At 72.5% G+C, this 24,125-nt stretch carries 23 protein-coding genes; 15 read left to right on the top strand and 8 right to left on the bottom strand.

Annotated features, from left to right (window positions below):
* Positions 1–111: 111 nt before the first annotated feature.
* Genes ACFY6S_RS21185 through ACFY6S_RS21170 form a run of 4 tightly spaced genes read left to right on the top strand, consistent with a single transcriptional unit; the run spans position 112 to position 3,276 of the window.
* Positions 112–1,125: an acyl-CoA dehydrogenase gene (locus ACFY6S_RS21185; RefSeq protein WP_388830106.1), complete on the top strand. Its 1,014-nt coding sequence runs from the start codon at positions 112–114 to the stop codon at positions 1,123–1,125.
* Complete coding sequence (locus ACFY6S_RS21180) at positions 1,122–1,952, top strand: PIG-L deacetylase family protein (protein WP_388829863.1); 831 nt, start codon at positions 1,122–1,124, stop codon at positions 1,950–1,952. Before ACFY6S_RS21185 ends, ACFY6S_RS21180 begins: the two co-directional genes overlap by 4 nt.
* Complete coding sequence (locus tag ACFY6S_RS21175; protein WP_388829866.1) at positions 1,949–2,566, top strand: SAM-dependent methyltransferase; 618 nt, start codon at positions 1,949–1,951, stop codon at positions 2,564–2,566. The genes ACFY6S_RS21180 and ACFY6S_RS21175 overlap by 4 nt, the downstream gene beginning before the upstream one ends.
* Positions 2,563–3,276 carry a glycosyltransferase gene (locus ACFY6S_RS21170; RefSeq protein WP_388829869.1) on the top strand — a complete coding sequence of 238 codons (714 nt, stop codon included), beginning with the start codon at positions 2,563–2,565 and terminating at the stop codon, positions 3,274–3,276. The genes ACFY6S_RS21175 and ACFY6S_RS21170 overlap by 4 nt, the downstream gene beginning before the upstream one ends.
* Positions 3,277–3,376: 100 nt before the next feature.
* On the opposite strand, the gene ACFY6S_RS21165 is transcribed toward ACFY6S_RS21170, so the two are convergent.
* The 5 genes from ACFY6S_RS21165 to ACFY6S_RS21145 form a co-directional block, all read right to left on the bottom strand.
* Positions 3,377–3,745 (bottom strand): STAS domain-containing protein, encoded by a 369-nt coding sequence (locus ACFY6S_RS21165; RefSeq protein ID WP_388829871.1) that lies wholly within the window; start codon positions 3,743–3,745, stop codon positions 3,377–3,379.
* A complete protein-coding gene (locus ACFY6S_RS21160; RefSeq protein WP_388829874.1) occupies positions 3,742–5,031 on the bottom strand; it encodes a PP2C family protein-serine/threonine phosphatase in 1,290 nt (429 codons plus the stop codon). The genes ACFY6S_RS21165 and ACFY6S_RS21160 overlap by 4 nt, the downstream gene beginning before the upstream one ends.
* Positions 5,028–5,831 (bottom strand): alpha/beta fold hydrolase, encoded by an 804-nt coding sequence (locus tag ACFY6S_RS21155; protein WP_388829877.1) that lies wholly within the window; start codon positions 5,829–5,831, stop codon positions 5,028–5,030. Before ACFY6S_RS21155 ends, ACFY6S_RS21160 begins: the two co-directional genes overlap by 4 nt.
* Before the next feature lie 191 nt (positions 5,832–6,022).
* Positions 6,023–6,139 carry an aldo/keto reductase gene (locus tag ACFY6S_RS21150; RefSeq protein ID WP_388829880.1) on the bottom strand — a complete coding sequence of 39 codons (117 nt, stop codon included), beginning with the start codon at positions 6,137–6,139 and terminating at the stop codon, positions 6,023–6,025.
* Positions 6,140–6,288: 149 nt separating this feature from the next.
* Positions 6,289–7,062, bottom strand: coding sequence for a glucose 1-dehydrogenase (locus ACFY6S_RS21145; protein ID WP_388829883.1), 774 nt, complete (start codon positions 7,060–7,062; stop codon positions 6,289–6,291).
* 352 nt (positions 7,063–7,414) lie between these two features.
* On the opposite strand from ACFY6S_RS21145, the gene ACFY6S_RS21140 reads away from it, so the two are divergent.
* The 5 genes from ACFY6S_RS21140 to ACFY6S_RS21120 all read left to right on the top strand — a co-directional run bounded on the left by ACFY6S_RS21140 (position 7,415) and on the right by ACFY6S_RS21120 (position 12,923).
* Positions 7,415–8,308 (top strand): helix-turn-helix transcriptional regulator, encoded by an 894-nt coding sequence (locus ACFY6S_RS21140; protein ID WP_388829885.1) that lies wholly within the window; start codon positions 7,415–7,417, stop codon positions 8,306–8,308.
* Between the two features lie 85 nt (positions 8,309–8,393).
* Positions 8,394–9,278 (top strand): helix-turn-helix transcriptional regulator, encoded by an 885-nt coding sequence (locus ACFY6S_RS21135; RefSeq protein ID WP_388829888.1) that lies wholly within the window; start codon positions 8,394–8,396, stop codon positions 9,276–9,278.
* Between the two features lie 260 nt (positions 9,279–9,538).
* On the top strand, positions 9,539–10,783 hold the full coding sequence (locus ACFY6S_RS21130) for an MFS transporter (protein ID WP_388829891.1): 1,245 nt from the start codon (positions 9,539–9,541) through the stop codon (positions 10,781–10,783).
* Between the two features lie 79 nt (positions 10,784–10,862).
* Complete coding sequence (locus tag ACFY6S_RS21125) at positions 10,863–11,951, top strand: aldo/keto reductase (RefSeq protein ID WP_388829894.1); 1,089 nt, start codon at positions 10,863–10,865, stop codon at positions 11,949–11,951.
* 195 nt (positions 11,952–12,146) lie between these two features.
* A complete protein-coding gene (locus ACFY6S_RS21120; protein ID WP_388829896.1) occupies positions 12,147–12,923 on the top strand; it encodes a hypothetical protein in 777 nt (258 codons plus the stop codon).
* Between the two features lie 248 nt (positions 12,924–13,171).
* Here ACFY6S_RS21120 and ACFY6S_RS21115 read toward each other — a convergent pair whose 3' ends face one another.
* Entirely contained in the window at positions 13,172–13,756 is a 585-nt protein-coding gene (locus ACFY6S_RS21115) for a TetR/AcrR family transcriptional regulator (protein WP_388829898.1), read from the bottom strand.
* 97 nt (positions 13,757–13,853) lie between these two features.
* Here ACFY6S_RS21115 and ACFY6S_RS21110 point away from each other — a divergent pair, with 97 nt between their 5' ends.
* A complete protein-coding gene (locus ACFY6S_RS21110) occupies positions 13,854–16,085 on the top strand; it encodes an MMPL family transporter (protein ID WP_388829901.1) in 2,232 nt (743 codons plus the stop codon).
* A 210-nt stretch (positions 16,086–16,295) separates the two neighbouring features.
* Here ACFY6S_RS21110 and ACFY6S_RS21105 read toward each other — a convergent pair whose 3' ends face one another.
* Positions 16,296–17,747: an amidase gene (locus ACFY6S_RS21105; protein WP_388829904.1), complete on the bottom strand. Its 1,452-nt coding sequence runs from the start codon at positions 17,745–17,747 to the stop codon at positions 16,296–16,298.
* A gap of 487 nt (positions 17,748–18,234) precedes the next feature.
* Positions 18,235–18,723 carry a MarR family winged helix-turn-helix transcriptional regulator gene (locus tag ACFY6S_RS21100; RefSeq protein ID WP_388829907.1) on the bottom strand — a complete coding sequence of 163 codons (489 nt, stop codon included), beginning with the start codon at positions 18,721–18,723 and terminating at the stop codon, positions 18,235–18,237.
* 121 nt (positions 18,724–18,844) lie between these two features.
* Here ACFY6S_RS21100 and ACFY6S_RS21095 point away from each other — a divergent pair, with 121 nt between their 5' ends.
* The 5 genes from ACFY6S_RS21095 (at position 18,845) to fabG (ending at position 24,112) form a co-directional block, all read left to right on the top strand.
* Positions 18,845–20,476 (top strand): DHA2 family efflux MFS transporter permease subunit, encoded by a 1,632-nt coding sequence (locus tag ACFY6S_RS21095; protein WP_388829910.1) that lies wholly within the window; start codon positions 18,845–18,847, stop codon positions 20,474–20,476.
* 363 nt (positions 20,477–20,839) lie between these two features.
* Positions 20,840–21,229 carry a hypothetical protein gene (locus tag ACFY6S_RS21090; RefSeq protein WP_388829912.1) on the top strand — a complete coding sequence of 130 codons (390 nt, stop codon included), beginning with the start codon at positions 20,840–20,842 and terminating at the stop codon, positions 21,227–21,229.
* 699 nt (positions 21,230–21,928) lie between these two features.
* Positions 21,929–22,780, top strand: a complete 852-nt coding sequence (locus ACFY6S_RS21085) for a HipA family kinase (protein WP_388829915.1) — start codon at positions 21,929–21,931, stop codon at positions 22,778–22,780.
* Positions 22,777–23,160, top strand: coding sequence for a DUF3037 domain-containing protein (locus ACFY6S_RS21080; protein ID WP_388829918.1), 384 nt, complete (start codon positions 22,777–22,779; stop codon positions 23,158–23,160). Before ACFY6S_RS21085 ends, ACFY6S_RS21080 begins: the two co-directional genes overlap by 4 nt.
* A gap of 190 nt (positions 23,161–23,350) precedes the next feature.
* On the top strand, positions 23,351–24,112 hold the full coding sequence (fabG, locus tag ACFY6S_RS21075) for a 3-oxoacyl-ACP reductase FabG (RefSeq protein ID WP_388829921.1): 762 nt from the start codon (positions 23,351–23,353) through the stop codon (positions 24,110–24,112).
* Positions 24,113–24,125: the final 13 nt, after the last annotated feature.

Here is a 24,125-nt window from a genome sequence, read left to right as displayed (position 1 = left end):
GGAGGCACTGTGACAGCGGACGCGGTATCGCCGGTGGTCGGCGAGCACGACAACCACGCCGCCCGGCCCCCGGAGGCCCCGTGCACCAGGGTGGCGGACCGCGTCACGGCCCTGACCCGCGCGGTGGAGCCCGCAGCCGTGCCCGGCACCGACGGCAAGCGGCTCGGTGAGGTGCCGCTGCCGGGCTCGGGTGGCACCGCCGAACGATTCCGCGTCCTGTACGAGCTGGGCCGCGAGGACCTGTGCGTGGCCAGGCTGGCGGAGGGGCACCTCGACGCCGTGGCCGTCCTCGACGAGATCGCCGGGCTGGGGATCGGGCCGGGTGAACGCTGGGGTGTGTGGGCGGCGCAGCCGCCCGGTGCCGTGTTGTCCGCGCGACGGACGGGGGAGCGTTGGCTGCTGGACGGGGTGAAGCCCTACTGTTCCGGCGCGCACAGCTGCACCCACGCGCTGGTGACGGCCGACACCGTCACCGGCCGGAGGATCTTCGCCGTCTCCCTGGACCAGGACGGTGTACGGGCGGTGCCGGGGACATGGCGGGCCGTCGGCATGGCCGGCAGCGACACCCCCGACGTGGCCTTCACCGGCGCCGGGGCCATGCCGGTCGGCGGAGTCGACGCGTACACGGACCGGCCGGGGTTCGAGCACGGCGGAATCGGGGTGGCGGCCTGCTGGCTCGGCGGCGCCCGGGGTGCCGCCGAGCCGCTGTACGTGGCCGCGCGCGAGCGGCCCGACGACACCCTGACCTCGGCTCACCTGGGCGCCGTGGACACCCTGCTCTCGACGGCGGAGACCGTACTCGTCCGGGCGGCGGAGGACATCGACGCCGACCCCTCGGACGCCCTGGGCGGAGCCAGGAAGCGAACCCTCCGGGTCCGCGCGCTGATCGAACTGGTCTGCACGGACGTGCTGCGCCACGTGGGGAGAGCCACCGGCGCCGGGCCGCTGTGCCACGACCCGCGGCAGGCCCGGGCGGTCGCCGACCTGACCGTGTACGTACGCCAGCACCACGCGGAGCGTGACCTCGCCGAGCTGGGAAGGCTGGCCGCCGCCGAGCCGGCGAGCGGGATCTCCGCGTCCGCGCGGGGCGACCGGGACGGCACGGCGGGGAGCGGCGCACGATGAGCGGGCCCGGGACGGCCGGCGGCGGCATCGGCGGCCACGCCCCGGCCACCGCTGCCGCAGGTCGGCGCGCCGCCGCCCGCGCGATCGACTCGACCGGCACGCCCGAGTCCCACTGGACCGAGTGGCGGGGGCTCCGCTCGCTGCCCGTGGCGACGCTGCCCGGCGGGCCTGTCCTGGTGGTGGCCGCGCACCCCGACGACGAGGTTCTCGGATTCGGGGGCACGATGGCGGAGCTGACCGCAGCGGGCGTCCCCTGCCACCTGCTGTCGGTGACGGACGGGGAGCGTTCGCATCCCCGCCCGACCCGTTCGGCCGCCCGCCGTCTGGGCGGGCGCCGCCGTGCCGAGCTGGCCGCCGCGCTGGGCGAGCTGGGTCTCGGCGCGCTCCGGCCGAGGCATCTCTCCGTACCGGACACCGCGGTCGAGCGGTACGAGGACCACGTACGGGACGCTGTCGCGGGGATGCTCCGGGAGACGGGAGCGGTGCTCTGTGTGGCGCCGTGGACGGGCGATCTCCACAGCGATCATGAGGCCGCTGGACGTGCGGCGGCCACGGCGTGCGCCGACACAGGGGTGCCGCTGTGGTGCTACCCCGTGTGGCTGTGGCACTGGTCCTTCCCCGCGGATCCGCGCGTCCCGTGGGACCGGGCCGCACGACTGCCGCTCACCGACGCCGCCGCCGCCCGCAAGCGGCTTGCCGCCGGGCGCTTCGTCAGCCAGATCGAGCCGCTCGGGGACGGTTCGGGGGCCGGTTCCGGGGGCGCCGCGATCCTGCCTCCCGGCGAACTCGCCCATCACACAAGGAACTTCGAGGTGGTATTCCGATGAGTACGCCCGTCGGCTACTTCGACAGCATGTACGCGTCCGCGGCCGACCCCTGGGATTTGGCGGGGCGTTGGTACGAGCGGCGGAAGTACGCCATGACGCTGGCGGCGCTGCCGCGCGAGAGGTACCGGAGCGCGTTCGAACCCGGCTGTTCGGTGGGTGTGCTGACCGAGTCGCTGGCGGGACGGTGCGACCGGCTCCTGTCCGTCGACCGGGTGCCGTCCGCCGTGGCGACGGCCGCCCGGCGGGTGCGCGACCTGGCGCATGTCGAGGTGGACCGGATGGCCGTGCCGGAGCAATGGCCGCACGGAGCCTTCGACTTGATCGTGCTGTCCGAGCTGCTGTACTACTTCGACGACGCGGGACGGGAGCGTCTGCTGGGCCGCGTGCTGGGGAGCCTGGAGCCCGGCGGCACACTGGTCACTGTGCACTGGGACCACCCTGTGCCGGAACACCACCGCACCGGCTCGCAGTTGGCGGGCCCGTTGGCCTCCCTCTCCGGCCTCGCACAGGTCACCGAGGTGCGGGACAGCGACTTCAGGCTCCAGGTGTTCACCCGCCTCGCGGCCGACGGCTCCGGCGCCGTGTCGCCCGCCGCCGAAGAGGGGCTGCTGTGACCGGACCCTCCGCGTGTGCGGTGATCGTGCCCGCGCACAACGAGGCGGCCACACTGCCGGCGACACTGGCTTCGGTACGGGCCGCGCTCCGCCGCCCCCGCCGCTCCGGCGTGGAGGTGCTGCTGGTGGTGGTCGCCGACGCCTGTACGGACGCCACGGCCGCAATCGCGGCGGCGGCCGGGGCTCTGGTCCTCCGGGAGTCCTTCGGCAGTGTGGGCCAGGCACGTGCCGCCGGCGCGGAGGCCGCGAGGGACCGGCTCGCCGCACACGGCGAGGCGCTGTGGCTGGCGACCACCGACGCCGACACGGTGGTGCCGCCCGGGTGGCTCGTCCACCAGCTCCGGCACGCCCGCGGCGGCTGGGACTGCGTGGTGGGCACCGTACGCCTCGCCGCCCACCCGGCGCTGAGCGCGGCGCGGGCCGCACGTCACGACGCGCACTACTTCGCGGGGCGACCGAAGGGGCCGGCCGCCTGGCACCACCCGCATGTCCACGGCGCCAACCTCGGCGTCGCGGCGGGTCCCTATCTGGCCGCGGGCGGCTTTCCGCCGCTCACGCACGATGAGGACAGGACCCTGGTCGCGCGCCTGGAGGAGCTGGGTCACCGCATCCTGCGCACCGACGACTGCCCGGTCCTGACCTCGGCCCGGGAGGACTACCGGGCCCCCCACGGCTTCGGTGCGTTCCTCACCGGGCTGGCCGCCGACTGATCCGGGAGGAGAGCCGGACTCGTCTCCAGGCCCGGCCCCCGCGCGGACGACCGTCCCGGCCGGCGGACGCCGGCAGCCGGCCGGATGAGGGATATTGAGGTCAGGGACCGACCGGATTCCTGGTCTGCGCCCAGACCGCTGCGGCGGTCCCGGTGTCGGGGTGCAGGGGGAAGATCTGGTCGAGTCCGACGATGCGCAGGACGCGCAGGATGTGCGGGGGAGTACCGGCCAGGGCGATGGCCGCCCCGGATTCGAGCGTCCGGTTGCGGGCGACGATGAACGCCGTGATGCCGCTCGAATCGCAGAAGGTGAGCCCGGACAGGTCCAGGACCATCTGTTCGTCCGCGTGCAGGGTGACGCGGTCGATGGCCTCGCGCAGCAGTGGCGCGCTGTGATGGTCGAGTTCCCCGCGCAGGGCGAGGGCCGGGCCGGCCGGGGTGGCGTGGGTGGTGATGTGCAGGTCGCTCACGAAGACTCTTCGATCGGTGTGACAGATGGAACGCCGAGGCAGAGGACAGCGGTGTCGTCGTCCAGTCCGTCACCGAAGCCCCGGAGGAGTTCGGTGACGGCGGTGATGGCGGCGCCGGGCGTGACGGGTGACAAGCGGGCGGCGAAATCGAGCAGCGCGTCGTCACCGTAACGCTCCCCACCGGAGCCGGTGCCGATGCGGGCTTCCGTGAGACCGTCGGTGTAGAGCAGCAGTGTGTCGCCCGGGGCCAGGGTGGTGGTGACGGCGGTGAAGGGGGCGTCGGGCAGGGCTCCGACGAGGCATCCGCCGGGAGTGGGCAGATAGCGGGCGGTGCCGTCGGCGCGCGTCACCAAAACCGGGGGGTGGCCGCCGCTGGCCAGACTGACGGCGAATCCGTCGTCCCGGGGCGTGAGCGTGCCGAATATGACGGTGCAGTAGCGGGCGTCACCGCTGGCGTACTTCTCGTGCAGGGCGGTGTTCAGGATGCCGAGCACGGTGACGGGATCGGCGTCGTGCAGGGCGGCGGCCCGCAGCGTGTAGCGGGTCAGCGAGGTGACCGCCGCCGCCTCGGGGCCCTTTCCGCAGACATCTCCCAGGAAGAACCCCCACCGTCCGTTCCCCAGGGTGAACAGGTCGTAGAAGTCTCCGCCCAGATGATCGGGCGAGGCGGTGTGATAGTGGGCGGCGGCCTCCAGACCCGGCACGACGGGCAGGGACGGCGGCAGCAGGCTCTGCTGAAGTGTCGCCAGGACGCTCTGGAGCCGTGCGCGATCGCGTTCGGCCTGCTCACGGGCGGCTTCGGCTTCCTGGCGGCCCCGCAGCAGCTCCTGCTCATAGGCGCGCCGGTCGCGGGCGTCGACGAGGGTGGTGCGGACCAGCTGTGGCTCTCCGTCGGCCCCGGCCTTGACGGTGGAGGTCACCAGCACCGGCAGGCGGGTGCCGTCGGCGGCCTTCAGCTCCAGGGCGATTCCCCTGACGCCGCCCTGCATACGCAGCAGCGGCCCGAAGTGCGTCTCGTGGTAGAGCTTGCCCCCCACGGTCAGCAGGTCGGTGAACCGCATGCGGCCCACCATCTCCTCCCGCCGGTAGCCCAGCCACGTCAGCAACGTGGTGTTGGCCTTGGCGATCTGTCCGTCCAGCAAGGTCGAGAGATATCCGCACGGAGCGTTCTCGTACAGATCGTCGATGTCGTCCTCCAGCAGCGCGCTGAACGATGCCTCCAGCGACACCCCGCTCCCCGGCCCCGAACCGGCGCTCTCCCGGCCATGTCCCGTGCCGCACGTCATCGGGGGTCACCGAGGAAGGACAGGATCGCCTGCGAGGTGGCCTCCGGCGCGCTCAGCTGCGGGCAGTGGCCGATCGCGTCGAGAGTCACCAGGCGGCTGCCGGGGACGGCCGCCTGCACGAAGGCCCCCACCCCCTGCGGGGCGATGACGTCCTGGGAGCACTCCAGGACCAGCGTCGGCACCCGGACCTTGACCAGGTCGGCCCGGCTGTCGGAGAGGAACGTGGTGCGGGCGAAGACCCGAGCGATGTCCGGGTCGGTGGCGCAGAAACTGTTCGTCAGCTCCTGTCCCAGCTCCGGTCGCTCCGGATTGCCCATGATGACCGGCGCCATCGCCGCCGACCACCCCAGATAGTTGGAGTCCAGGGACTCCAGCAACTCCTCGATGTCCGCCTCGCTGAATCCGCCCCGGTAGTCACCGTCATCGGTGTAACGCGGGGAAGGACCGATCATGACGAGCCGCGCGAACCGCTCCGGCTCCGCCACACTGGCGAGCGCCCCGATCATCGCACTGACCGAGTGCCCCACGAACGTCACCTCGCGCAGATCCAGCTCGTGGCAGACCTCCAGCACATCCTGCGCGTAGCCCTCCAGCGAGGCGTAGCGCTCCCGGCTCCACGCGGACAGATCGGAGCGTCCCGAGCCCACATAGTCGAACAGCACCACCCGGTGGTTCTCCGCCAGAGCGGGAACCACCAGCCGCCACATGTTCTGGTCACAGCCGAAGCCATGCGCCAGCACGACCACCGGCCCGTCCGGCCGGCCGGTCATGACGACGTTGTTCCTGCTCTGTACGTCCATTCGGCCATCCTCGCACCCCCGCCTCCCGGACCGGGCCTGTCGTATGCCGGGGGCGACGACAGTGGGTGATCTCATACGTTCCGCGCGCTTGGGTGAACCGTTCACGGCACATGCCCAAGCCCGTGATCGCCACACCTGGAACGGTCCGGCGTTGACGTACGGCTCCTCCAGAGCCGCCGTCTCCTCGTCCGTCAGCCGGAGCGCGAGGCGTCGGCGGCCTGCCGGAGGTGGTGGGGCTCGGTGGCTCCGACGATGGGGGCGGAGACCAGCGGATTGCGCAGTACCCAGGCGAGGGCGACCTGCGCCATGGGTACGCCTCGGGCTTCCGCCGCCCGCGGCCGCTTCGCTCGTTCGCGGGGCCGCGCGGGGGGCACCGCACACCGCCCCGGGACCGGTCCGGGGCGGTGTGCGACGGGGGGCGCGTTCCGTCCCGGACCGGGGTTCTGGGGTACGGGGCTCAGTGGGTGGTGAAGCCGCCGTCGACGGGGAGGGCGACGCCGATGACGAAGCTGGCGCCGGGGCTGCACAGCCACAGGACCGCCTCGGCGATCTCCTCGGCACGGCCCAGCCTGCCGATGGGCTGCTGCTTGAGGATCTCGGCCATGGCGTCGGCCTGGCTTTCGAGCATGTCGGAGACCATGGGGGTGTCGATCGTGCCCGGGCACACCGCGTTGATACGGATGCCCTTGGGGGCGTACTCGACGGCGGCGCTCTTGGTGAGACCGATCACGCCGTGCTTGGAGGCGTGGTAGGCGGCGCGCTCGGGCAGGCCGACCAGCCCGCCGAGGGAGGAGCAGTTGACGATGGCGCCGGAGCCCTGGGTGCGCATCTGGCGCAGTTCGTGCTTCTGGGCGGCCCAGACGCCACGGAGGTTGACGGCGTTGACGCGGTCGAACTCCTCGGCCGTCTCGTCGGCGGCGTCGGACGGCGGGGCTTGGATACCGGCGTTGTTGAAGGCCATGTCCAGACGGCCGAAGGCTTCCACCGCGCGGCCGACCGCGGCGGCGGCCTGGTCCTCGTCGGTCACGTCGCAGGCGACCCCGATGGCCTGGTGGCCGGCGTCCGTGAGTTCCTTCGCCGCCTTCTCCACGGCGTCCTGGTCGAGGTCGGCCAGGACGACCGCGGCGCCGGCCCGGGCGAAGGCGCGGGCGGCGGCCAGCCCCATGCCGGAGGCCGCGCCGGTGACCAGGGCGACCTGGCCTTCGAAGTCGTACTGCGGGGTGGCGTTCATGCGAGGTCCAATCTCTGTGCGGTCCTGCTCGGTGCGGGGGTCGTGCGGGCCACGTCGGTGCCGGGGCGGGTCAGGGAGCAGGGGGGCGTGACGGGCCGGTGCCCGCCCATGGCCCCGTGGCCTTCGGCGGCCTGCTCCCCGGGCGGTTCCCGTGCCTCTCCCGTGCGGTGGGGCCGGGCGGCTGCTTCCATTGCGCCCCGCGCTCACCAGGGGCGCCAGCCGAGCGGCGGGGGCGCTCGGCTGGCGCCCCGATACCGATGAAACGGCAGGCCGCGGGCGCGCGGAAGGACCCGTCGATACGTGTACCGGCAGTACACCCCTCACCTCTCGGGGACGCCGTAGCCTCGAATCCATGGACAACCGAAGCGAGGTCCGCGCGTTCCTCACCAGCCGCCGTGCCCGGATCACGCCCCAGCAGGCCGGGCTGCCCACCGCGGGCCACCGGCGGGTGAAAGGGCTGCGCCGCGAGGAGGTGGCGATGCTCGCCGGGGTCAGCGCCGAGTACTACGCCCGGATGGAACGCGGCAACCTCTCCGGCGCCTCCGAAGCCGTCCTGGACTCCCTCGCCCGCGCACTGCGGCTCGACGAGGCGGAGCGGGCCCACCTCCTGGACCTGGCCCGCACCGCCGCCACCACCCGGCGCCCCGCACGCCGCCGTACCGCGCAACCGATCCGGCCGGCCCTGCGGCAGCTGCTGGACGCGATGACCGAGGCGCCCGCGTTCATCCGCAACGGCCGCCTCGACGTCCTGGCCGCCAACCGGCTCGGCAAGGCCCTGTACTGGCCGCTGTTCCAGGACCCGGCCCGGCCGGTCAACCTCGCCCGCTACCAGTTCCTCAACCCCGGCGCCGCCGACTACCTGACCGGACTGGACCAGCAAAGGGCCTCGGCCGCGGCCCTGTTGCGCACCGAGGCCGGCCAGGACCCCTACAACCGCGACCTCAGCGACCTCATCGGAGAGCTGTCCACCCGCAGCGAAGCCTTCCGCGCCCTGTGGGCCGCCCACAACGTGCGCCTGCACCACACGGGCGTCAAACACTTCCACCACCCCGCCGTCGGCGCCCTCATCCTCACCTTCGAGGCGCTGCCCATCCCCGGCGACCCCGGTCTCACACTCACCGCCATGAGCGCCGAACCCGGCACCGCGTCGCACGACGGTCTCCGACTGCTGGCCGGCTGGGCCGCCACCCTGGACGCCGACGAGCGGAACGCGCCCGCTCCCGCCGGCGGCGAACACGGCGCATGACCGGCGGGCGGGGGAGAGAAGCCCTGCCGAGGGGGGTACTGGCAGGGACTCTCGCGGCAGGCGGGCCGCACCTACCCTGGGATACATGGACAACCGGGCGGAACGCCGTGCGTTCCTGAAGTCTCGCCGTGACAAGGTCACGCCTGAGCAGGCCGGTCTGCCCGTATACGGCAACCGCCGGGTTTCGGGGCTCCGCCGGAGCGAGGTCGCGATGCTCGCCGGAGTGAGCGTCGAGTACTACACCCGGATGGAGCGCGGCAGCCTCGGCGGGGTGTCGGACGCTGTCCTGGACTCGGTCGCCAGGGCGCTGCGGCTGGACGACACCGAGCGGGGCCACCTCCACGACCTGGCCCGTGCCGCGAGCGCGGGATCCGCCCGGGCGCGGCGGGCCGCTCCCGTACGCGCGGTCGTGCGGGCGGGGGTGGGGCGGATGCTGGAGGCGATGCCGACGCTGCCGGTGCTCGTGACGAACCACCGCTTCGACATCCTGCTCGCCAACCCGCTCGGCCGGGCCCTGTACGCACCGGTGTACGAGGACCCGACCTGCGGGCGGAACACGGCCCGGTTCTGCTTTCTCAGCCCGGCGGCCCGGCAGTTCTACGTCGACTGGGACCGGATCGCGCGGACTGCCGTGGGCGCGCTGCGGGTGGCGGCGGCCAAGGACCCCTACGACCGGGAGCTGTCGAACCTCATCGGCGAGCTGTCGACGCGCAGCGACGCCTTCCGGGTGATGTGGGGCGCCCACGACGTGCGGGTCTTCCGGGACGGGACGAAACGCTTCGGCCATCCGGCCGTGGGACAGCTCGATCTGGACCACGAGACGATGTTCCTGGCCGCCGACGACCGGACCGGCGTCGCCGTCTACAGCGCGGTGCCCGGCAGCGCCGCCGAGGACGGCCTCAAGCTCCTGGCGTCCTGGGCCGCCACTACGGAGAGTCCCGCGCCGGCCGAGGCCGACGTCGAACGCTGACCACGGCACCACCCCCGGCCGCCGGCACCGCCCACACACCCGACAGCCCCGGCCCCGACGTTCCCCGCTCCCTCGCCGCCCGGCGTTCCGGCCCGCCGGGCACCGCTGTGAGCCGGGCTCATGCCGGTGAGGGTCCCTGCCGGTGAGGGTCCCTGCCGGTACCCCTCACAACGCGGACTCCCACGTCGTAGCGGATCGCGGTTGCCTGGTGAGTGCCGCACTTCAGCGGCCGTCCCCGACGCCAGAGGTCCTTCTTCCGCATGTCTCCGAAAGACAAGCCCGCCGCGCTGCCGTTCGTCGTCCACTTGCTCGGCATCGGCGCGTTCCTGATGGGCACCACCGAATTCATCATCGCGGGCATCCTGCCCGAGCTGGCCGCCGACCTCGGGGTCGGCGTCGCCCGGGCGGGGCTGCTGATCACCGCGTTCGCCCTCGGCATGATCGTCGGCGCCCCGGTGATGGGGCTGGCCACGCTGCGCCTGCCCGGCCGCTCCACCCTGGTGCTGACCCTGGCCGTCTTCGCCGCCGGTCACGTGATCGCCGCGCTCAGCTCCTCCTTCACCGTGGTGTTCGCGGCCCGCGTGCTCAGCGCGCTGGCGACCGGCGCGTTCTGGGCCGTCGCCTCGGTCGTGGCCACCGCCGCCGCCGGGCCGGCCGCCGGTTCCCGGGCGCTGGGCGTCATGGTCAGCGGCTCCGCGCTGGCCACCGTGATCGGCGTACCGGTGGGCACCTGGGCCGGGCAGGCCGTCGGCTGGCGCGGCATCTTCTGGGCCCTGGCCGCGCTGGCCGGCGTCGCCGCGCTGCTGATCGGCCGGTTCGTGCCCGCCGACGAGCGGCGTGCCACGGCCTCGGTCCGCTCCGAGTTCACCGCGCTGCGCCATGGCGGACTGTGGCTGTCGATGAGCGCCACCGCCCTGATCACCGGCGGTGCGATGGCCGCCTTCAGCTACGTCACCCCGCTGCTCACCGAGCGGACCGGTCTCTCCGCCGGAACGGTGCCGCTGGTCCTGATCGGCTACGGCGTCGGCGCCGTGGTCGGCACGAACCTCGGCGGCCGGCTCGGCGACCGCAGGCCGCTGACGACCGTCACCGGTGCGGCGTTCGGTGCCGCGCTGATCCTGCTGCTGCTGATCCCGCTGTCGCACAACGCCGTGCCGACCGTCGTGCTGGTGGTGCTGCTGGGCATGGCGGGCATGTCCGTCCCCCCGGTCGTCACCTCCCTCGCGGTGCGCTTCGCCGGCAACGCGCCCACCCTGGCCGCCGCCTTGGCCGTCTCCTCCTTCAACGTCGGCATCGCCGCCGGTTCCTGGATCGCGGGCCGTGCCCTGGACTCCTCCCTGGGGCTGACCGGGCCCGCGCTCATCGGCACCGTGATGGCCGGCCTCGCCCTGGTGCCGCTGGCCGGTCTCGGCGCGATCCGTGCCACCCGCACCGAGGGCGCGCCCGCGGCCGGGCCCGGAGCGGACACCCCGTACGAGCGCGACGCTCACCACGCGGCGCTCTGAACCACCCCCGAGGGCTCCCGTGGCACCGGCCACGCGCCCTGCCTACGCTCTGCACAGCAACCGAAAGGGATGAAAAGCCATGCAGTACCGCACTCTCGGCAATTCGGGTCTCGCCGTGTCCAAGCTGGCGCTCGGCACGATGTACTTCGGCAGTCAGAACACCGAAGAAGAAGCGTTCGCGCTGCTCGACGCCTTCGTCGAGGCCGGCGGCAATCTGCTCGACACCTCGGACGTCTACTCCGGCAGCCTCTCCGAGCAGATCATCGGCCGCTGGCTGGCCGCCCGCCCCTGCGAGGTCACCGACCGCGTCGTACTCGCCTCCAAGGGCCGCTACACCACCGGCCCGGACGTCAACGATCTCGGCCTCTCCCGCCGCCACCTCACCCGCGCGCTGGACGCGTCCCTGCGGCGCCTGGGTGTGGAGGCGATCGACCTGTACCAGATGCACGGCTGGGACGCGCACACCCCCGTCGAGGAGACGCTGTCCTTCCTCGACGACGCGATCCGCGCCGGGAAGATCCACTACGCGGGGCTGTCGAACTTCACCGGATGGCAGCTCCAGCTCACGGTCTCCACCGCCAGGGCGATGGGCGTCCACGTGCCACTCACCCTCCAGCAGCAGTACAGCCTGCTGTCCCGCGAGAGCGAGTGGGAGATGGTGCCCGCCGCCCTGCACAACCACATCGGCCTGCTGCCCTGGTCCCCACTGGCCGGCGGCTTCCTCACCGGCAAGTACCGGCGTGGCACCACCCCCGCCCCCTCCACCCGCGCGGGCTCGGACGACGGGCTCTACCGGTGGGTGTCGGCCGAGTACGCCGCCTCCGACCGCAACTGGGCCACCGTCGACGAAGTGGTCCGCGTCGCGGGCGAGACCGGCGCCACCCCCGCCCAGGTCGCCCTCAGCTGGATCGCCGACCGCCCGGGCGTCACCGCCCCGATCTTCGGTGCCCGTACCCTCCACCAGCTCCACGACGGGATCGCCGCCGCCGGCCTCGTCCTCGACGACGACGCCACTGCCGCACTCGACAGGGTCAGCGCCCCCGCACCCGGCGGCTACCCCTATGGCGCGTTCGGCACCGCCCAGCGCGACCGACGCCTCCAGGGAGGTTCCCAACTGCTCGGCGAGCTGGTCGGAGACGGGTCGGACCACCCCCTCGGACGCCCCTGAACCCGACGCGAAGGGGAGTTGACCGAGAGTCGCCGCCAGGGGCGCGGCCCATAAGCGCCGTATGTCTGAAATCTCGTGATCTTATGTGCCGTGAGCTGCTCCGGCCGGCATCGGACAGGGCCGGGACCAGCGCCCACGTGGTGCCGGACTGATGCTGAGCTCCGGCGCCCACCCCCGCGCACAAGGAGACCTCTCGTGAACAGGCAACGTGTCACCACCTTCCTGGGCGTCAACGCCCTCGTCACCGCCGCCCTCCTCACCTTCGGCACCGCCGCCGGGGCCGCCGAGCGGGCCGACGGCGGCGCGGGCACCCTCACCTCCCCGGACGGCTCCTCCGGCACGGGCGGCGGGAACGGTGGTGTCGTCGGCCCGCTCACCGTGGGTTCCGCGGGTTCCGCCGGCGTCGCGGGAGGCGCGGGCACCCTCGTGCACCCGGCCGGTTTCTCCGGCACGGGCGGCGGGAACGGCGGGAACGGGACCCTCGGGGACGCGGGCGGCGCCGGGGGCGTCGGCGGGGCGGGCGGCGCCGGGCTTGGTAACGGCGGCGGCGGTGGGGCCGGCCTCGGAGGAAACGGGGGCAGCGGTTCCGGCTCCGGCATCGGCGGTGCGGGCGGCGCGGGCGGCGCGGGCGGTGCCGGAGGCGCCACCGGCAACGGCGCCGCCGGAGCGAACGGCGGTAACGGCGGCAGCGGCGGGATCGGCGGACCCGGCGGCGCGGGCGGCGGCGGGGGCGCCCGCGGCAGTGTCTCCCACACCAGCGGCGTCGGCGGCACCGGCGGTAATGGCGGCGCGGGCTCCCGAGGGGCCGGCGGGGTCGGAGGCGTAGGCGGCGCCGGTGGAGCGGGCGCCGCCGGCGGCCACGGCGGGCAGGGCGGCGCCGGCTGCTTCGGCCTCAACCCCGGTAGTCCCGGATCCCCCGGCTCGGCGAGCGGAACCGGTGGCGCGGGCGGCGCGGGCGGAGCCGGCTGCTGACCGTTCCACTCGACCCTCCGGCCGCCGCCGGACCGGGGCCGGGCAGCCCCGGCCGCCGTCCGAACCCAACGCGGCGGCCGGGGGGGCCGGTCCATGTCACGGGCCTCGCTCGTCCGGGGACGATGAGCCGGCTTTCATAAACGCGGCGGTGTGCGACGCGAGACGGCCCGGGAGGCCCCGGGCAACGCCGTCGCCCCGCTGAGGGACGGCTCCGCCGGCCGGCGCGGCGAGCGGGCTGTCCGAGGTGGTTACGGGGCGCTCTGCGCGGGTGTTGCCGTGGCCGCGATGCCGGCGCGCAGGAAGGTCATGGCCGCGGCGATGTCTTCGCGGCTGGGTGCGGGGCCGAGGGAGCCGACGAGGGCGGCGGCCGCCGCGGCGGCCAGGCGGGCGCCGCGGTCGTCGGGAGCCGTGCCCATCTCCCCGGCGAGGTAGCGTGCCCCGTTCTCCACGATCTCGGCCACGCGCGCCTGGTGCGGAGCCTGGAGCTGGGGATTGAGCGCGAGCATGCGATCGGTGAGCGCGCTCAGCTCGTCCTGGTGGCCCATCTCGTCGTTCAGCCAGTCCTCAAGGGCGTCGATGACGCTCCGGCCCGGCTCGCGTTCGCGCACGGCGGCGAAGAGGCGCTCTTCGACGGTGTCGAGGTGCGCCAGCGCGAGGCTGAGCTTGGTGGGGAAGTACAGGGTGACCGTCCGCCGGGCCACACCGGCTTCCTCGGCGATGTCGGTGATGGTCGCCGCGTCGTAGCCGCGCTCGGCGAAGAGTTCGTGGGCGGCGCCCAGGATGGCTTCCCGCTTCCTGGCCTTGCCGCGTTCTCTGAGCCCTTCCGCCTTCATGACCAGCAATTATACCACCATGCTAATTTTGCCATGAGTGCAATTTTGGTCCTGGGGTACGACGAGTTCGGTCGTCCGGTACGGAAGGAAGTCGGTTATGGCGTCACGCCTGTACGCATGGGCACGCTGGGTGATCCGTCGCAGGGGACGGGTCACCGCGGTCTGGCTGTTGCTGCTCGCGGTCGTCGGGGGGCTGGCCATATCACTGTCCGGCCAGACCAACGACGAGTTCACCGTCCCGGGCGTGGAGTCGCAGCAGGCCCAGGATCTGCTGAAGAAGGAGTTCCCGCAGGCGTCCGGGGCGGTGGCCCGCGTGGTCTTCGCCTCGCCCGACGACGACCGGAAGCTGACGGACGCCGCCTACGGCAAGGCCATCTCGGCCAGCCTGGCGAAGACGTCGCAGGTCTCCGGCGTCACGGCCGTCACCCATCCGGCGCAGACGCGCACCGTGTCCGCGAGCGGCACCATCGCCTACGCCGACGTCACGTTCGCCAAGGCGCCCTCCGAACTCTCCGAGGGCGCCAAGGACGACGTCCAGTCGGCGATGGACGCGGCCCGCGAGGCCGGGCTGAAGGTGGAGTTCGGCGGAACGGCGATGGCTCCGCCCACGGAGATCGGCGGTATCGCCGAGATCATCGGCGTGGTCGCCGCCGTGATCGTGCTCGCTGTCACCCTCGGCAGTCTCATCGCGGCCGGTCTGCCGCTGGTCACCGCCGCCATCGGCGTCGGCATCGGTGTCCTGAGCGTCCTGTTCCTCACCCGCTTCGTGGACCTGTCCGGCACGGCGACCGTCCTGGCGGTCATGCTCGGCCTGGCCGTCGGCATCGACTACGCCCTGTTCATCATCGCCCGTCACCGTGAACAACTCGCCGAGCACGACAGCGATTCCGCCGAGCCCGGCAGCGATCTGGACGACTCCATCGCCCGGGCCGTCGCCACGGCGGGCAGCGCCGTCGTCTTCGCGGGCGCCACGGTCGTCATCGCCCTCGCGGCCCTGGCCGCCACCGGCATCCCGTTCCTGACCGCGATGGGCCTGGCCGCCGCTGCCACCGTCCTGCTCGCCGTCCTCATCGCCATCAGCCTGGTGCCCGCCCTGCTCAGCTTCGCCGGCGAGCGTCTCCGCCCCGGCCCCCGCCCCGGCCGCTCCTCGCGCCCCGGCCGTCCGGCCCGCGAGGCCGGCGCGTGGGGCAGGCGCTGGGGAGGCGCCGTCACCCGTAGGCCCGTCCTCGTCCTGGTCACCGGCGTCATCGCCCTGCTCGCCGTGGCCGTCCCGGCGCTCGACATGCGCCTCGGGCTGCCCAGCAACGCCGCCCGGCCCGCCGAGTCGACCCAGCACAAGAGTTACGACCTGCTGACCGAGGGCTTCGGCCCCGGTTTCAACGCCGCCCTCACGGCGGTCGTCGACGGCCGCTCGATCCCCGCCGACCAGCGCGGGAGGACCGTCACCGCGCTGCGCGGCGATCTGGCCGAGGACAGCGGTATCGCCGCGGTCGCCCAGCCCGTGGCCAACGCCGACAGCACCGTGTACCTCATCGGAGTGGTGCCCAGGACCGGCCCCGACGACCAGGCCACCACCGATCTCGTCCACCGGCTGAGGGACAACGCCCCCACGGTCGACAAGGCCGGCGGCACCCTCTACATCGCCGGTACCACCGCCGCGGCCATCGACGTCTCCAGCAAACTCGCCGGCGCCCTGCCGCTGTTCGTCGCGATCATCGTCATCCTGGCGTTCATCCTGCTCACCGCGGCGTTCCGGTCCCTGCTGATTCCCCTCAAGGCGGTCCTCGGCTTCCTGCTCTCCGTCGCCGCCGCGACCGGCGCCAGCGTGTGGGTCTTCCAGGACGGCCACCTCAACGGTCTGCTCTCGGTCGCCTCGGCCGCCCCCGTCACCTGCTTCCTGCCCGTCCTGCTCATCGGTGTGCTCTTCGGCCTCGCCATGGACTACGAGGTCTTCCTGGTCAGCCGGATGCGCGAACACTACGAACACACCGGCGAGGCCAAGGAGGCCGTCATCGCGGGCATGGCCCGCAGTGGGCGCGTGGTCTGCGCGGCGGCGCTGATCATGACGGCCGTCTTCGCGGGCTTCATCTTCAACGAGGACCCGATCATCAAGTCGATCGGCTTCTCCCTGGCCATCGGAGTCGCCATCGACGCCTTCGTCGTCCGGATGGCCCTCGTCCCCGCGGCCATGGCGCTCCTCGGCCGCCACGCCTGGACGCTGCCCGCCTGGCTGGACAGGCTCCTGCCCCACATCGACATCGAGGGCGCCGGCCTGCCTCCCCGGACCGTACCCCGTGCCGACAAGGCCCCGGAGGCGTCCACCGTCTGACCGCAGGCGCCCCGTTCAGGGCGCCTGGGCACTGCCGAGCGGGCGCCGCGTTCGGCAGTGCCGCCGACGCCGGGCATGCCGACCGGCAGCGCACCCGGACGCACGGACTCGGGACCGGGCAGCCGAGCCGGACGTGCGGATGCGCCGACCGCCGTCCGGCCTGGGTGGCGGGGCACCCGTGTCTCCGTAGCCGCCGTGTGCGGCTGCCCCCTACTCCGGTGCCCGGAAGCCGCCGATCTGCTGTTCGAGCAATTCGGCCAGCCGCAGCGGGGTACGGTCCTCGAACATCGGACCGATGAGCTGCACTCCCACCGGCAGGCCCTCGGGCGACCGGCCCGCTGGTACAGCGGTGGCGGGCAGGCCGGGCATAGTGGCCAGACCGGCCCAGACGAGCTGGTCGAAGTACGGATATTCGGCGCCGTCGATGTCGATCCGACGTTGCATCAGGTCGGGTTCGTGGTCGTGCGGGAACGCGGGAGTGGGCGTGATGGGACACACCACGGCGTCGAACTCGGCGAAGAACTCCCGCCAGCCATGGCGGTGCAGCTCACGCATGCTGTTCGCCTCGATCCAGTCGCGGTGGCTCAACACCATGCCGCGCAGCCGCGTCGCGTCGAGACTCCGGTCGTCCGCGCTCAGTGCGGCGGCGCGGTCCCGCAGCTGCTCGTACCCTTCGACCGGAAAACGCGCAACGGAGCCCGAAAACAGGAACCGCGTGTAGAGCACCGCGGCTTCGGTCAGATCGGGCAGCAGCGGACTGTCCCGCTCGACGCGCGCACCGCCCTCGACAAGCGCGTCGGCCACCCGGCCCACGCCCGCCCGCACGGCGGACCCGGTCGGAATGAGCGGATGCTCGTCGAGGACCAGAACCCGGAAATCGCGGAGCCGTTCGCGGCGCGCGGGCGGCAGCGCCAGGTGGTACGCCATACCGAGCGTCAGCGGGTCCGGCCCGGCCATGACGTCGAGCAGGAGCGTGAGGTCCCGAGCGGTGCGCGCCATCGGACCGACGACGGCCAGGTCGTGCTCGACCGGCAGAGCAGGCCCGGGCGGCGCGACCATGCCGCGGCTCGCCGCCAGCCCGAGTGTCGGCTTGTGCGCGTAGACGCCGCAGAAATGCGCGGGGGTACGCAGCGAACCGGCGAGGTCGGAGCCGATGGACAGCGCGCCGAATCCGGACGCCAGGGCCGCCGCCGAGCCGCCGGAGGATCCGCCCGACGTACGACGGTGGTCCCACGGGTTGTTGGTGGTGCCGTAGATCTCGTTGAAGGTCTGCACGTCCTGCAGCCCCGTGGGCACATTGGTCTTGCCGAGCACCACCGCGCCCGCGGCCTTGAGCCGTGACACCTGCACCGCGTCCTCGGCCGGCACGAAGTCGCGGTGCGGCGGCAGGCCCCAGGTCGTGGGCAGCCCGGCGATGTCGTACGACTCCTTGACCGTCACCGGAATGCCCAGCAGGGGCCGGTCCTCACCGCGGGCCCGCGCCCGGTCGGCACCGCGCGCCGCGGCCCGCGCCCGGTCGAAGTCCGGCACACAGATCGCGTTGATCGCCTTGTCGTCCCGTTCCATACGGGTGATCGCCTCGTCGGTCAGTTCCGCCGAGGTCACGTCACCGGCACGTAGGGCGGCCCCGAGTTTCTCGGCCGTCAGAAAATTCCAGTCCATGAATTCGAACGTATCGGCCCCTGGAAGAAGGCATCAAATACCGCTTCGCACAACGGCATCGGTGCGTCGATACCGAGCTGTTTTCATCGTGATGAAGCTGCGTACGGGCCGGTCGGGCGGCCCGAGCGTCGGCACAGGACGAGGCTTCCGGCAAGACGGCAGTCGGCCAAGATCCGATGCCCCGATGGGGAGCCTCGCTGTGCTCGCTCACCCTGCCTGGATTCCGCCGTCCACCCTGCTCCTGCCCCTGCCCCTGCCCCTGTCCCTGAGCCGCCTCGTCGGCCGGCCTCTTCCGCCGCCACCGCGCCGGTCTCGTGGCGCGACCGCTTCGAGAGCGTCTGCGTCGGTTGCCCGAGCGTGACGGAAGCCGTCGGCCCGCTCGGGCCGCGCACCGGCGGAGAGAGCGAACGGGGCGGTTGGCCGAGCGGGCCGAGGTGGTCGTCGCGTCCTCGTCCGGCGGCCCGGGGGCCGCTCGCCCGAACCGGCGTCAGGTGGTCTGAGCCCGTTCCGCGATGTAGGTATCCATGCTGGTGCTCAGGTCGGTGAGCAACGCCTGGAAGCCGGCCACGACTTCCGGCGGGTGCCCGGCCATGACGGCGTCGAGGCGCACGCCCAGGGGGCGGAAGAACTCGTCGGCGCGCTCCTGTACGTAGGCGCTGCTGCGCAGGGTGATGATCCGCCGGTCGGTGTGTTCCCGGCTGCGGATGATGTGTCCGGCCTTTTCGAGGCGGTTGAGCAGGGCGGTCGTCGCGCTCGGGGAGAGCAGGATCCGTTCGCTGAGCCGGGCCGGCGACAGGGGGGTGCCCCGTTCATCCGCCGCGGCGATCTCCAGCAGGGCGGACGCGTCGGTGGAGTGCAGGCCCAGCCAGTCGGCGAAGAGGCGGCTCAACTCGGTGAACTGGCCGCCGTAGGCCCTGAGTGCCTCGATCAGCCGTTCACGCTGCGCGGTCATCTCGCCGCGTGTCGATCCCTCCACCGCCGGCGCCACCTTTCCTCACCGTGGGCCGGTGTCTGTGCCGGCCGAGCCTTTTGACAACCTACCGGCCCCAACTTACTCTTCCATCGTCAAACTATTCCACCATGGAAGGTCTTTGAGGATGCGTAGCTCTGCTGCCACTCGCCGGTGGCTCGGCCTGATCGCGATCGCTCTGGGGGTGGCGCTGATCGTGGTGGACACCACGATCGTGAACGTGATCGTTCCCTCGGTCATCGAGGACCTGGACGCCACCTCCGCCCAGGCGCAGTGGATCCAGGAGTCGTACGCCATCGTCTTCGCGGCGCTGCTCCTGCTCACGGGCCGGCTGTCCGACATCTTCGGGGCTCGACGGATCTTCGTCGGCGGTGTCGTCGTCTTCGGGGCGACCAGCGTGCTGGCCGGGCTCGCGCCCAGCAGCGGGCTGCTGATCCTGGCCCGGTTCCTCCAGGGCGCCGGAGCGGCGATGCTGCTGCCGACCTCGCTGTCCCTGCTGAAGGCGACGTTCACCGGCAAGGCGCGCGGCCAGGCGTTCGCCGTGTGGGGCTCGACCATCGGCGCCGCCGCCGCGCTCGGCCCGCTGCTGGGCGGCTGGCTCGCCGAACACGTCTCCTGGCGCTGGGCCTTCGGTATCAACGTGCCGCTGTCCGTGCTGGTCGGGGTCGGTGTGCTGCTGTACATGGCGCCCTCACCCCGGACCCGGGGCCGCGTCGACGTACCGGGTGCGCTGCTCTCCGTCGTCAGTCTCGGGCTGCTCGCGTTCGGTCTGGTCGAGGGGCGTACCTACGGCTGGATCACCACCGTGCACCCGCTGAAGGTCCTCGGCCTCACCTGGTCCGGCGGCCCCTCGCCCGTCCTGGTCGCCCTCGTCCTCTCGGCCGTCAGCCTCTACGCCTTCGTACGGCGGCAGATCGCGCTGGGCCGCCAGGGCGACGCGGACCGGGTCCTGATGGACGTGTCCTTGTTCTCCATCGCCTCGTTCCGGGGCGGCAACATCGCCACGCTGATCATCGGCATCGGCGAGTTCGGCGTCGTCGCCATCCTGCCGCTGTGGTTGCAGTTCACCCTCGGCTACAGCGCCCTGCAGGCCGGTCTCGCCCTTGTGCCCGTGGCCATCGGCTCCTTCGTCGCCAGCGGCGTCGGCTTCGGCATGGCCGCCAAGGTCTCCCCGCTCGGCCAGCTGCGCGTCGGGCTCGCTCTGGAGGTCATCGGACTCGCCGGGATCGGGCTCATCGCCGCCCCGGACAGCTCCTGGTGGTCCGTCTCCCTGGTGCTCTTCCTGTACGGAATCGGCGTCGGCTTCGCGACCGCCCAGGTCACCAACGTCGTCCTCAACGACGTCCCCGAAGCCAGCTCCGGGCAGGCGTCCGGGGTCCAGAGCGCCTTCCGTCAGCTCGGATCCGCCCTCGGCATCGCCGCCCTGACCACGGTGTTCTTCACCACGCTCAGCACCCGGCTGAACGACCGGCTCACCAGCGGCGGCCTGCCCGCAGGCGAGGCCGACCGGCTCACCGGGGCCGTCACTGACAGCGCCGGAGCGGCCATCGGCCCCCTGGCCGCCAACCCGCAGACGGCCTCGGTCGCGGACGCGGCCCGCGCGGCGATGACGGACGGCGTCGTCCTCGGCGGTTACGTCGCCGCCGCGTTCGTCCTGCTGGGGCTCGTCGCCTCCTTCCTCATCCCCGCGTCCCCCGCACCCGGAGCGACGCCGCCGGAGGCCGACCTGTCAGCGGACCCAGAAGCTGTGGCCCGCTGACCACGCCCCCTGGCGCCGGAGCGACGTTCCGGCACCAGGGCGGCCGAATCCGGAGCCGGCTCCGGCCGTATCCCGTCCGTGTACGCCGTCTGGACGATCCAGACGTCGGCGCTCCACACCGGGGTGGTGGCCCGGGCCCGGTTGACGCTTCGCGTCAGACCGGCGGCCTCGCGCAGCCGCTTGTCGGAGCCGGGCTGCTGGGGCGGACCGGGCAAGAGGTGGCGCGCGCCCGCCGGGCATGACGGGACAGCCCTTAGGGTGCTGTCGCGAGGGTGCCCACGTCGTTCGTCACGCAACGGTCTTGGACACCCTCGTTCTCGTCTCCGCTAGGCACCCCTTGGACCACACCACCAGGAGGAACCGGTGTCATACCCGCAACTGCTCACTCCCGAGGAGAAGCTCGCCGAGGCGAAGCAGCTCTTGGGCCTCCCGCGTACCGTCGTGATCTGCGGCTCCACCCGCTTCATGACCGAGATGAACGAGGCCGATCTGCGGGAGACCGGAGCCGGAAAGATCGTCGTCAAACCGGGCTGTGACATGAAGTCGCCGCACGAACTGTGGTCCGATCCTGTCGAGGCCGAGGCGCTGAAGGTTCGGCTCGACGATCTGCACCGGGCGAAGATCCGGCTCGCTGATGAGGTGCTCGTGGTCGGCGACTACATCGGAGACAGCACCCGGGCCGAAATCGCCTACGCCCGGTCGCTGGGCAAGCCCGTGCGGTTCACACACCCCGAAATCGACCCTGACGCCTGACCGCCCGCCGCCACCTCGACAACCAGGGCCGGCGGCCCGCCGCCTGACCGTATCGCGGCGGTCTCGGCCGCCGCCCATCCCACACCCTCGCAGGCATCCCCTGGAATTGATCATCTCGTGACGCTTCGGCACCTGGAGCGATCGCGCCTGGCGTTGGGCACCTTCGGGGTGTGAAGCCGGGGATTGCTGAGCGGCTCCGGGGCATCGGTGGAGTTCGTGGGTGATGTGTTCGGGGCGTTGCCGCGGCGGGATCAGCGGCGGTGGGGTGGGTGTGGGCGCGTCGGCCGCTGGCGGTGTCGGTCCAGCCGTTGCGGTGGATGGTGGCGCGGGCCAGGTCGCGCAGGAAGCTCATGACGGCCGGCGTACGGTCGCGGCGGCTCCGGAAAGCGGGTCTCACGGGCTGCGGCACGCCTGCGCCTCGATCGTGTCGGAGGCCGGAGAGCCCGTTGCGACCTTGGCGCGGTGGCTCGGACGCTCCTCGCCCGCGATCACCCTCGGTTACTATGCTCACTTCATGCCGGAGGCCGGAGACAAGGGGGCGCACCGCCGTCGACGAACTCCTCGGGAAGCAGGGAGGACCGCGTGCCGTACGGAACCCTCCAGACTCTCCCCAGGCCGTTGACGGGCGATTTCCGCTGCTGCTTCCCCTCCGAAGTCGATCGTGGATTGCAAGGCTGAAGAGACGGGTGGCCTGGGAAAGTGCTAACAGAAGTGACAGCGACCCGCTACGTCACGCCGCTGCGTGAGGGTGGCTCGCTCCCCGGGATCGTCGAGGCCGACGACCTCGGTACATACGTCATGAAGTTCACCGGCGCGGGGCAGGGCCGCAAGACGCTGGTCGCCGAGGTGATCTGCGGGCAGCTCGCGCGCCGGCTGGGGCTGCGGATCCCCGAGCTGGTGCGGATGTGGCTCGACCCGGTGATCGGACTCTCCGAGCCCGACCAGGAGGTGCAGGAGCTGCTGAAGGCCAGCGGTGGTCTGAACCTCGGGATGGACTACCTGCCGGGATCGATCGGCTTCGATCCGCTGGCGTACGAGGTGGACGCCGAGGAGGCGGGGCGCATCGTCTGGTTCGACGCGGTCATCAACAATGTCGACCGGTCCTGGCGCAACCCCAACATGTTGGTCTGGCACGGCGATCTGTGGCTCATCGACCACGGCGCCACCATGATCTGGCACCACAACTGGCCGGGCGCGCCCGCCTCAGCCGGTAAGCCGTACAACGCCTCCGACCATGTGCTCGCACCCTTCGGCCCCGATGTCGCCGCGGCCGCCGCGCGACTGGCTCCTCTGGTCACCGAGGAACTGCTCACCGAGGTCATCGCCGAGGTCCCGGACGAGTGGCTGGCCGACGAGCCGGGCTTCGCTTCGGCCGACGCGCTGCGCCGCGCCTACGCGGAACCGCTGCTCGCGCGGGCGGCGACGATCCACGAGCGGATCGTCCTCGACACCCCGAGGCGCGATGTCCCGTCCCGGCCGCCCGGCTGGCTCGCCGACCGGCTGGCCCCGAGGCCGGAGCGTGTCCGCGACGGGAAGGGCGGCGGCCGGTGAACGGGCGGGATGTGTACGAGTACGCGCTGCTGCGCGTCGTGCCGCGCGTCGAGCGGGGCGAGTGCTTCAACGCCGGGGTCCTGGTCTACTGCCGGGCCCACTCCTACGTGGCGGCCAGGACCCTGCTGAACGAGGAGAAGCTCAGGGCCCTCGACCCCGACGCCGATGTGCTCGGGGTGCGGGCCGCGCTGCGCGCGGTCGAGGGGGTCTGCGACGGCGGCGAGGCGGCCGGGCAGGCGGCGGGCGACGACGCCGGGCGGCGGTTCCGCTGGCTGATCGCGCCGCGCTCGACCGTCGTACAGCCGGGGCCCGTTCACACCGGGCTGACGGCCGATCCGCGCGCCGAGGCCGAGCGGCTGCTCGATCTGCTCGTCCGCTGACGGCCGGCGGGACCGGTGGCCGTCAGCGGCGGCCGACACGACGGTGTGATGTCCGCCGCTGATCCGGCCACCGGGCGCCGCTGACCGTTGACACCGGGTGCCGGGGCTTCTAGCGTCTCGACCACTGACCTACTAAGCGGTTGCTCAGCGGTCGGCAGGGCCGCAGGAGCCTAGGGCGAGGAGAACAGGGATGTCCACCACCGAGCAGCGCGTAGCCATCGTGACGGGGGCGGCGCGGGGCATTGGCGCCGCCACCGCCCTGCGGCTGGCCGCGGAGGGGCGCGCCGTCGCCGTACTCGACCTCGACGAGGCGGCCTGCGAGGAGACCGTCGGGAAGATCACCGCGGCCGGCGGCAGCGCGCTCGCCGTCGCCTGCGACGTCTCCGACAGCGCCCGGGTGGAGGCGGCCGTCGCGCGGGTCGCCACCGAGCTGGGGGCGCCGACGATCCTCGTCAACAACGCGGGCGTACTCCGGGACAACCTGCTCTTCAAGATGAGCGAGTCCGATTGGGACACCGTGATGAACGTGCACCTCAAGGGCGCGTTCCTGATGTCCAGGACCTGTCAGAAGCACATGGTGGACGCCGGGTTCGGCCGGATCGTCAGCCTCTCCTCCAGCTCCGCTCTCGGCAACCGCGGCCAGGCGAACTACGCGGCGGTCAAGGCCGGACTCCAGGGCTTCACCAAGACCCTCGCCAAGGAGCTGGGCAAGTTCGGCATCACCGCCAACGCCGTGGCCCCCGGCTTCATCGTCACCGAGATGACCGCGCAGACCGCCGCCCGGATCGGCATGGGCTTCGAGGAGTTCCAGGCCGCGGCGGCCGCCCAGATCCCGGTCCAGCGGGTCGGGAGGCCGGAGGACATCGCGAACGCCATCGCCTTCTTCACGGGCGATGACGCCGGATTCGTCTCCGGCCAGGTCATGTACGTCGCCGGCGGACCGCTCAACTGAGCACGGGGGAGAC

The organism is Streptomyces sp. NPDC012835 (genome assembly GCF_042900885.1).
Lineage (GTDB): Bacteria > Actinomycetota > Actinomycetes > Streptomycetales > Streptomycetaceae > Streptomyces.
This window is presented reverse-complemented; position numbering and strand designations above follow the sequence as displayed.

Bases quoted from the DNA above. Each gene is read 5' to 3' on its own strand.
- ACFY6S_RS21180 (WP_388829863.1), top strand. From the start codon at position 1,122: ATGAGCGGGCCCGGGACGGCCGGCGGCGGCATCGGCGGCCACGCCCCG.
- ACFY6S_RS21175 (WP_388829866.1), top strand. From the start codon at position 1,949: ATGAGTACGCCCGTCGGCTACTTCGACAGCATGTACGCGTCCGCGGCC.
- ACFY6S_RS21160 (WP_388829874.1), bottom strand. From the start codon at position 5,031: ATGACGTGCGGCACGGGACATGGCCGGGAGAGCGCCGGTTCGGGGCCG.
- ACFY6S_RS21155 (WP_388829877.1), bottom strand. From the start codon at position 5,831: ATGGACGTACAGAGCAGGAACAACGTCGTCATGACCGGCCGGCCGGAC.
- ACFY6S_RS21150 (WP_388829880.1), bottom strand. From the start codon at position 6,139: ATGGCGCAGGTCGCCCTCGCCTGGGTACTGCGCAATCCGCTGGTCTCC.
- ACFY6S_RS21145 (WP_388829883.1), bottom strand. From the start codon at position 7,062: ATGAACGCCACCCCGCAGTACGACTTCGAAGGCCAGGTCGCCCTGGTC.
- ACFY6S_RS21140 (WP_388829885.1), top strand. From the start codon at position 7,415: ATGGACAACCGAAGCGAGGTCCGCGCGTTCCTCACCAGCCGCCGTGCC.
- ACFY6S_RS21135 (WP_388829888.1), top strand. From the start codon at position 8,394: ATGGACAACCGGGCGGAACGCCGTGCGTTCCTGAAGTCTCGCCGTGAC.
- ACFY6S_RS21130 (WP_388829891.1), top strand. From the start codon at position 9,539: ATGTCTCCGAAAGACAAGCCCGCCGCGCTGCCGTTCGTCGTCCACTTG.
- ACFY6S_RS21125 (WP_388829894.1), top strand. From the start codon at position 10,863: ATGCAGTACCGCACTCTCGGCAATTCGGGTCTCGCCGTGTCCAAGCTG.
- ACFY6S_RS21115 (WP_388829898.1), bottom strand. From the start codon at position 13,756: ATGAAGGCGGAAGGGCTCAGAGAACGCGGCAAGGCCAGGAAGCGGGAA.
- ACFY6S_RS21110 (WP_388829901.1), top strand. From the start codon at position 13,854: ATGGCGTCACGCCTGTACGCATGGGCACGCTGGGTGATCCGTCGCAGG.
- ACFY6S_RS21105 (WP_388829904.1), bottom strand. From the start codon at position 17,747: ATGGACTGGAATTTTCTGACGGCCGAGAAACTCGGGGCCGCCCTACGT.
- ACFY6S_RS21095 (WP_388829910.1), top strand. From the start codon at position 18,845: ATGCGTAGCTCTGCTGCCACTCGCCGGTGGCTCGGCCTGATCGCGATC.
- fabG (WP_388829921.1), top strand. From the start codon at position 23,351: ATGTCCACCACCGAGCAGCGCGTAGCCATCGTGACGGGGGCGGCGCGG.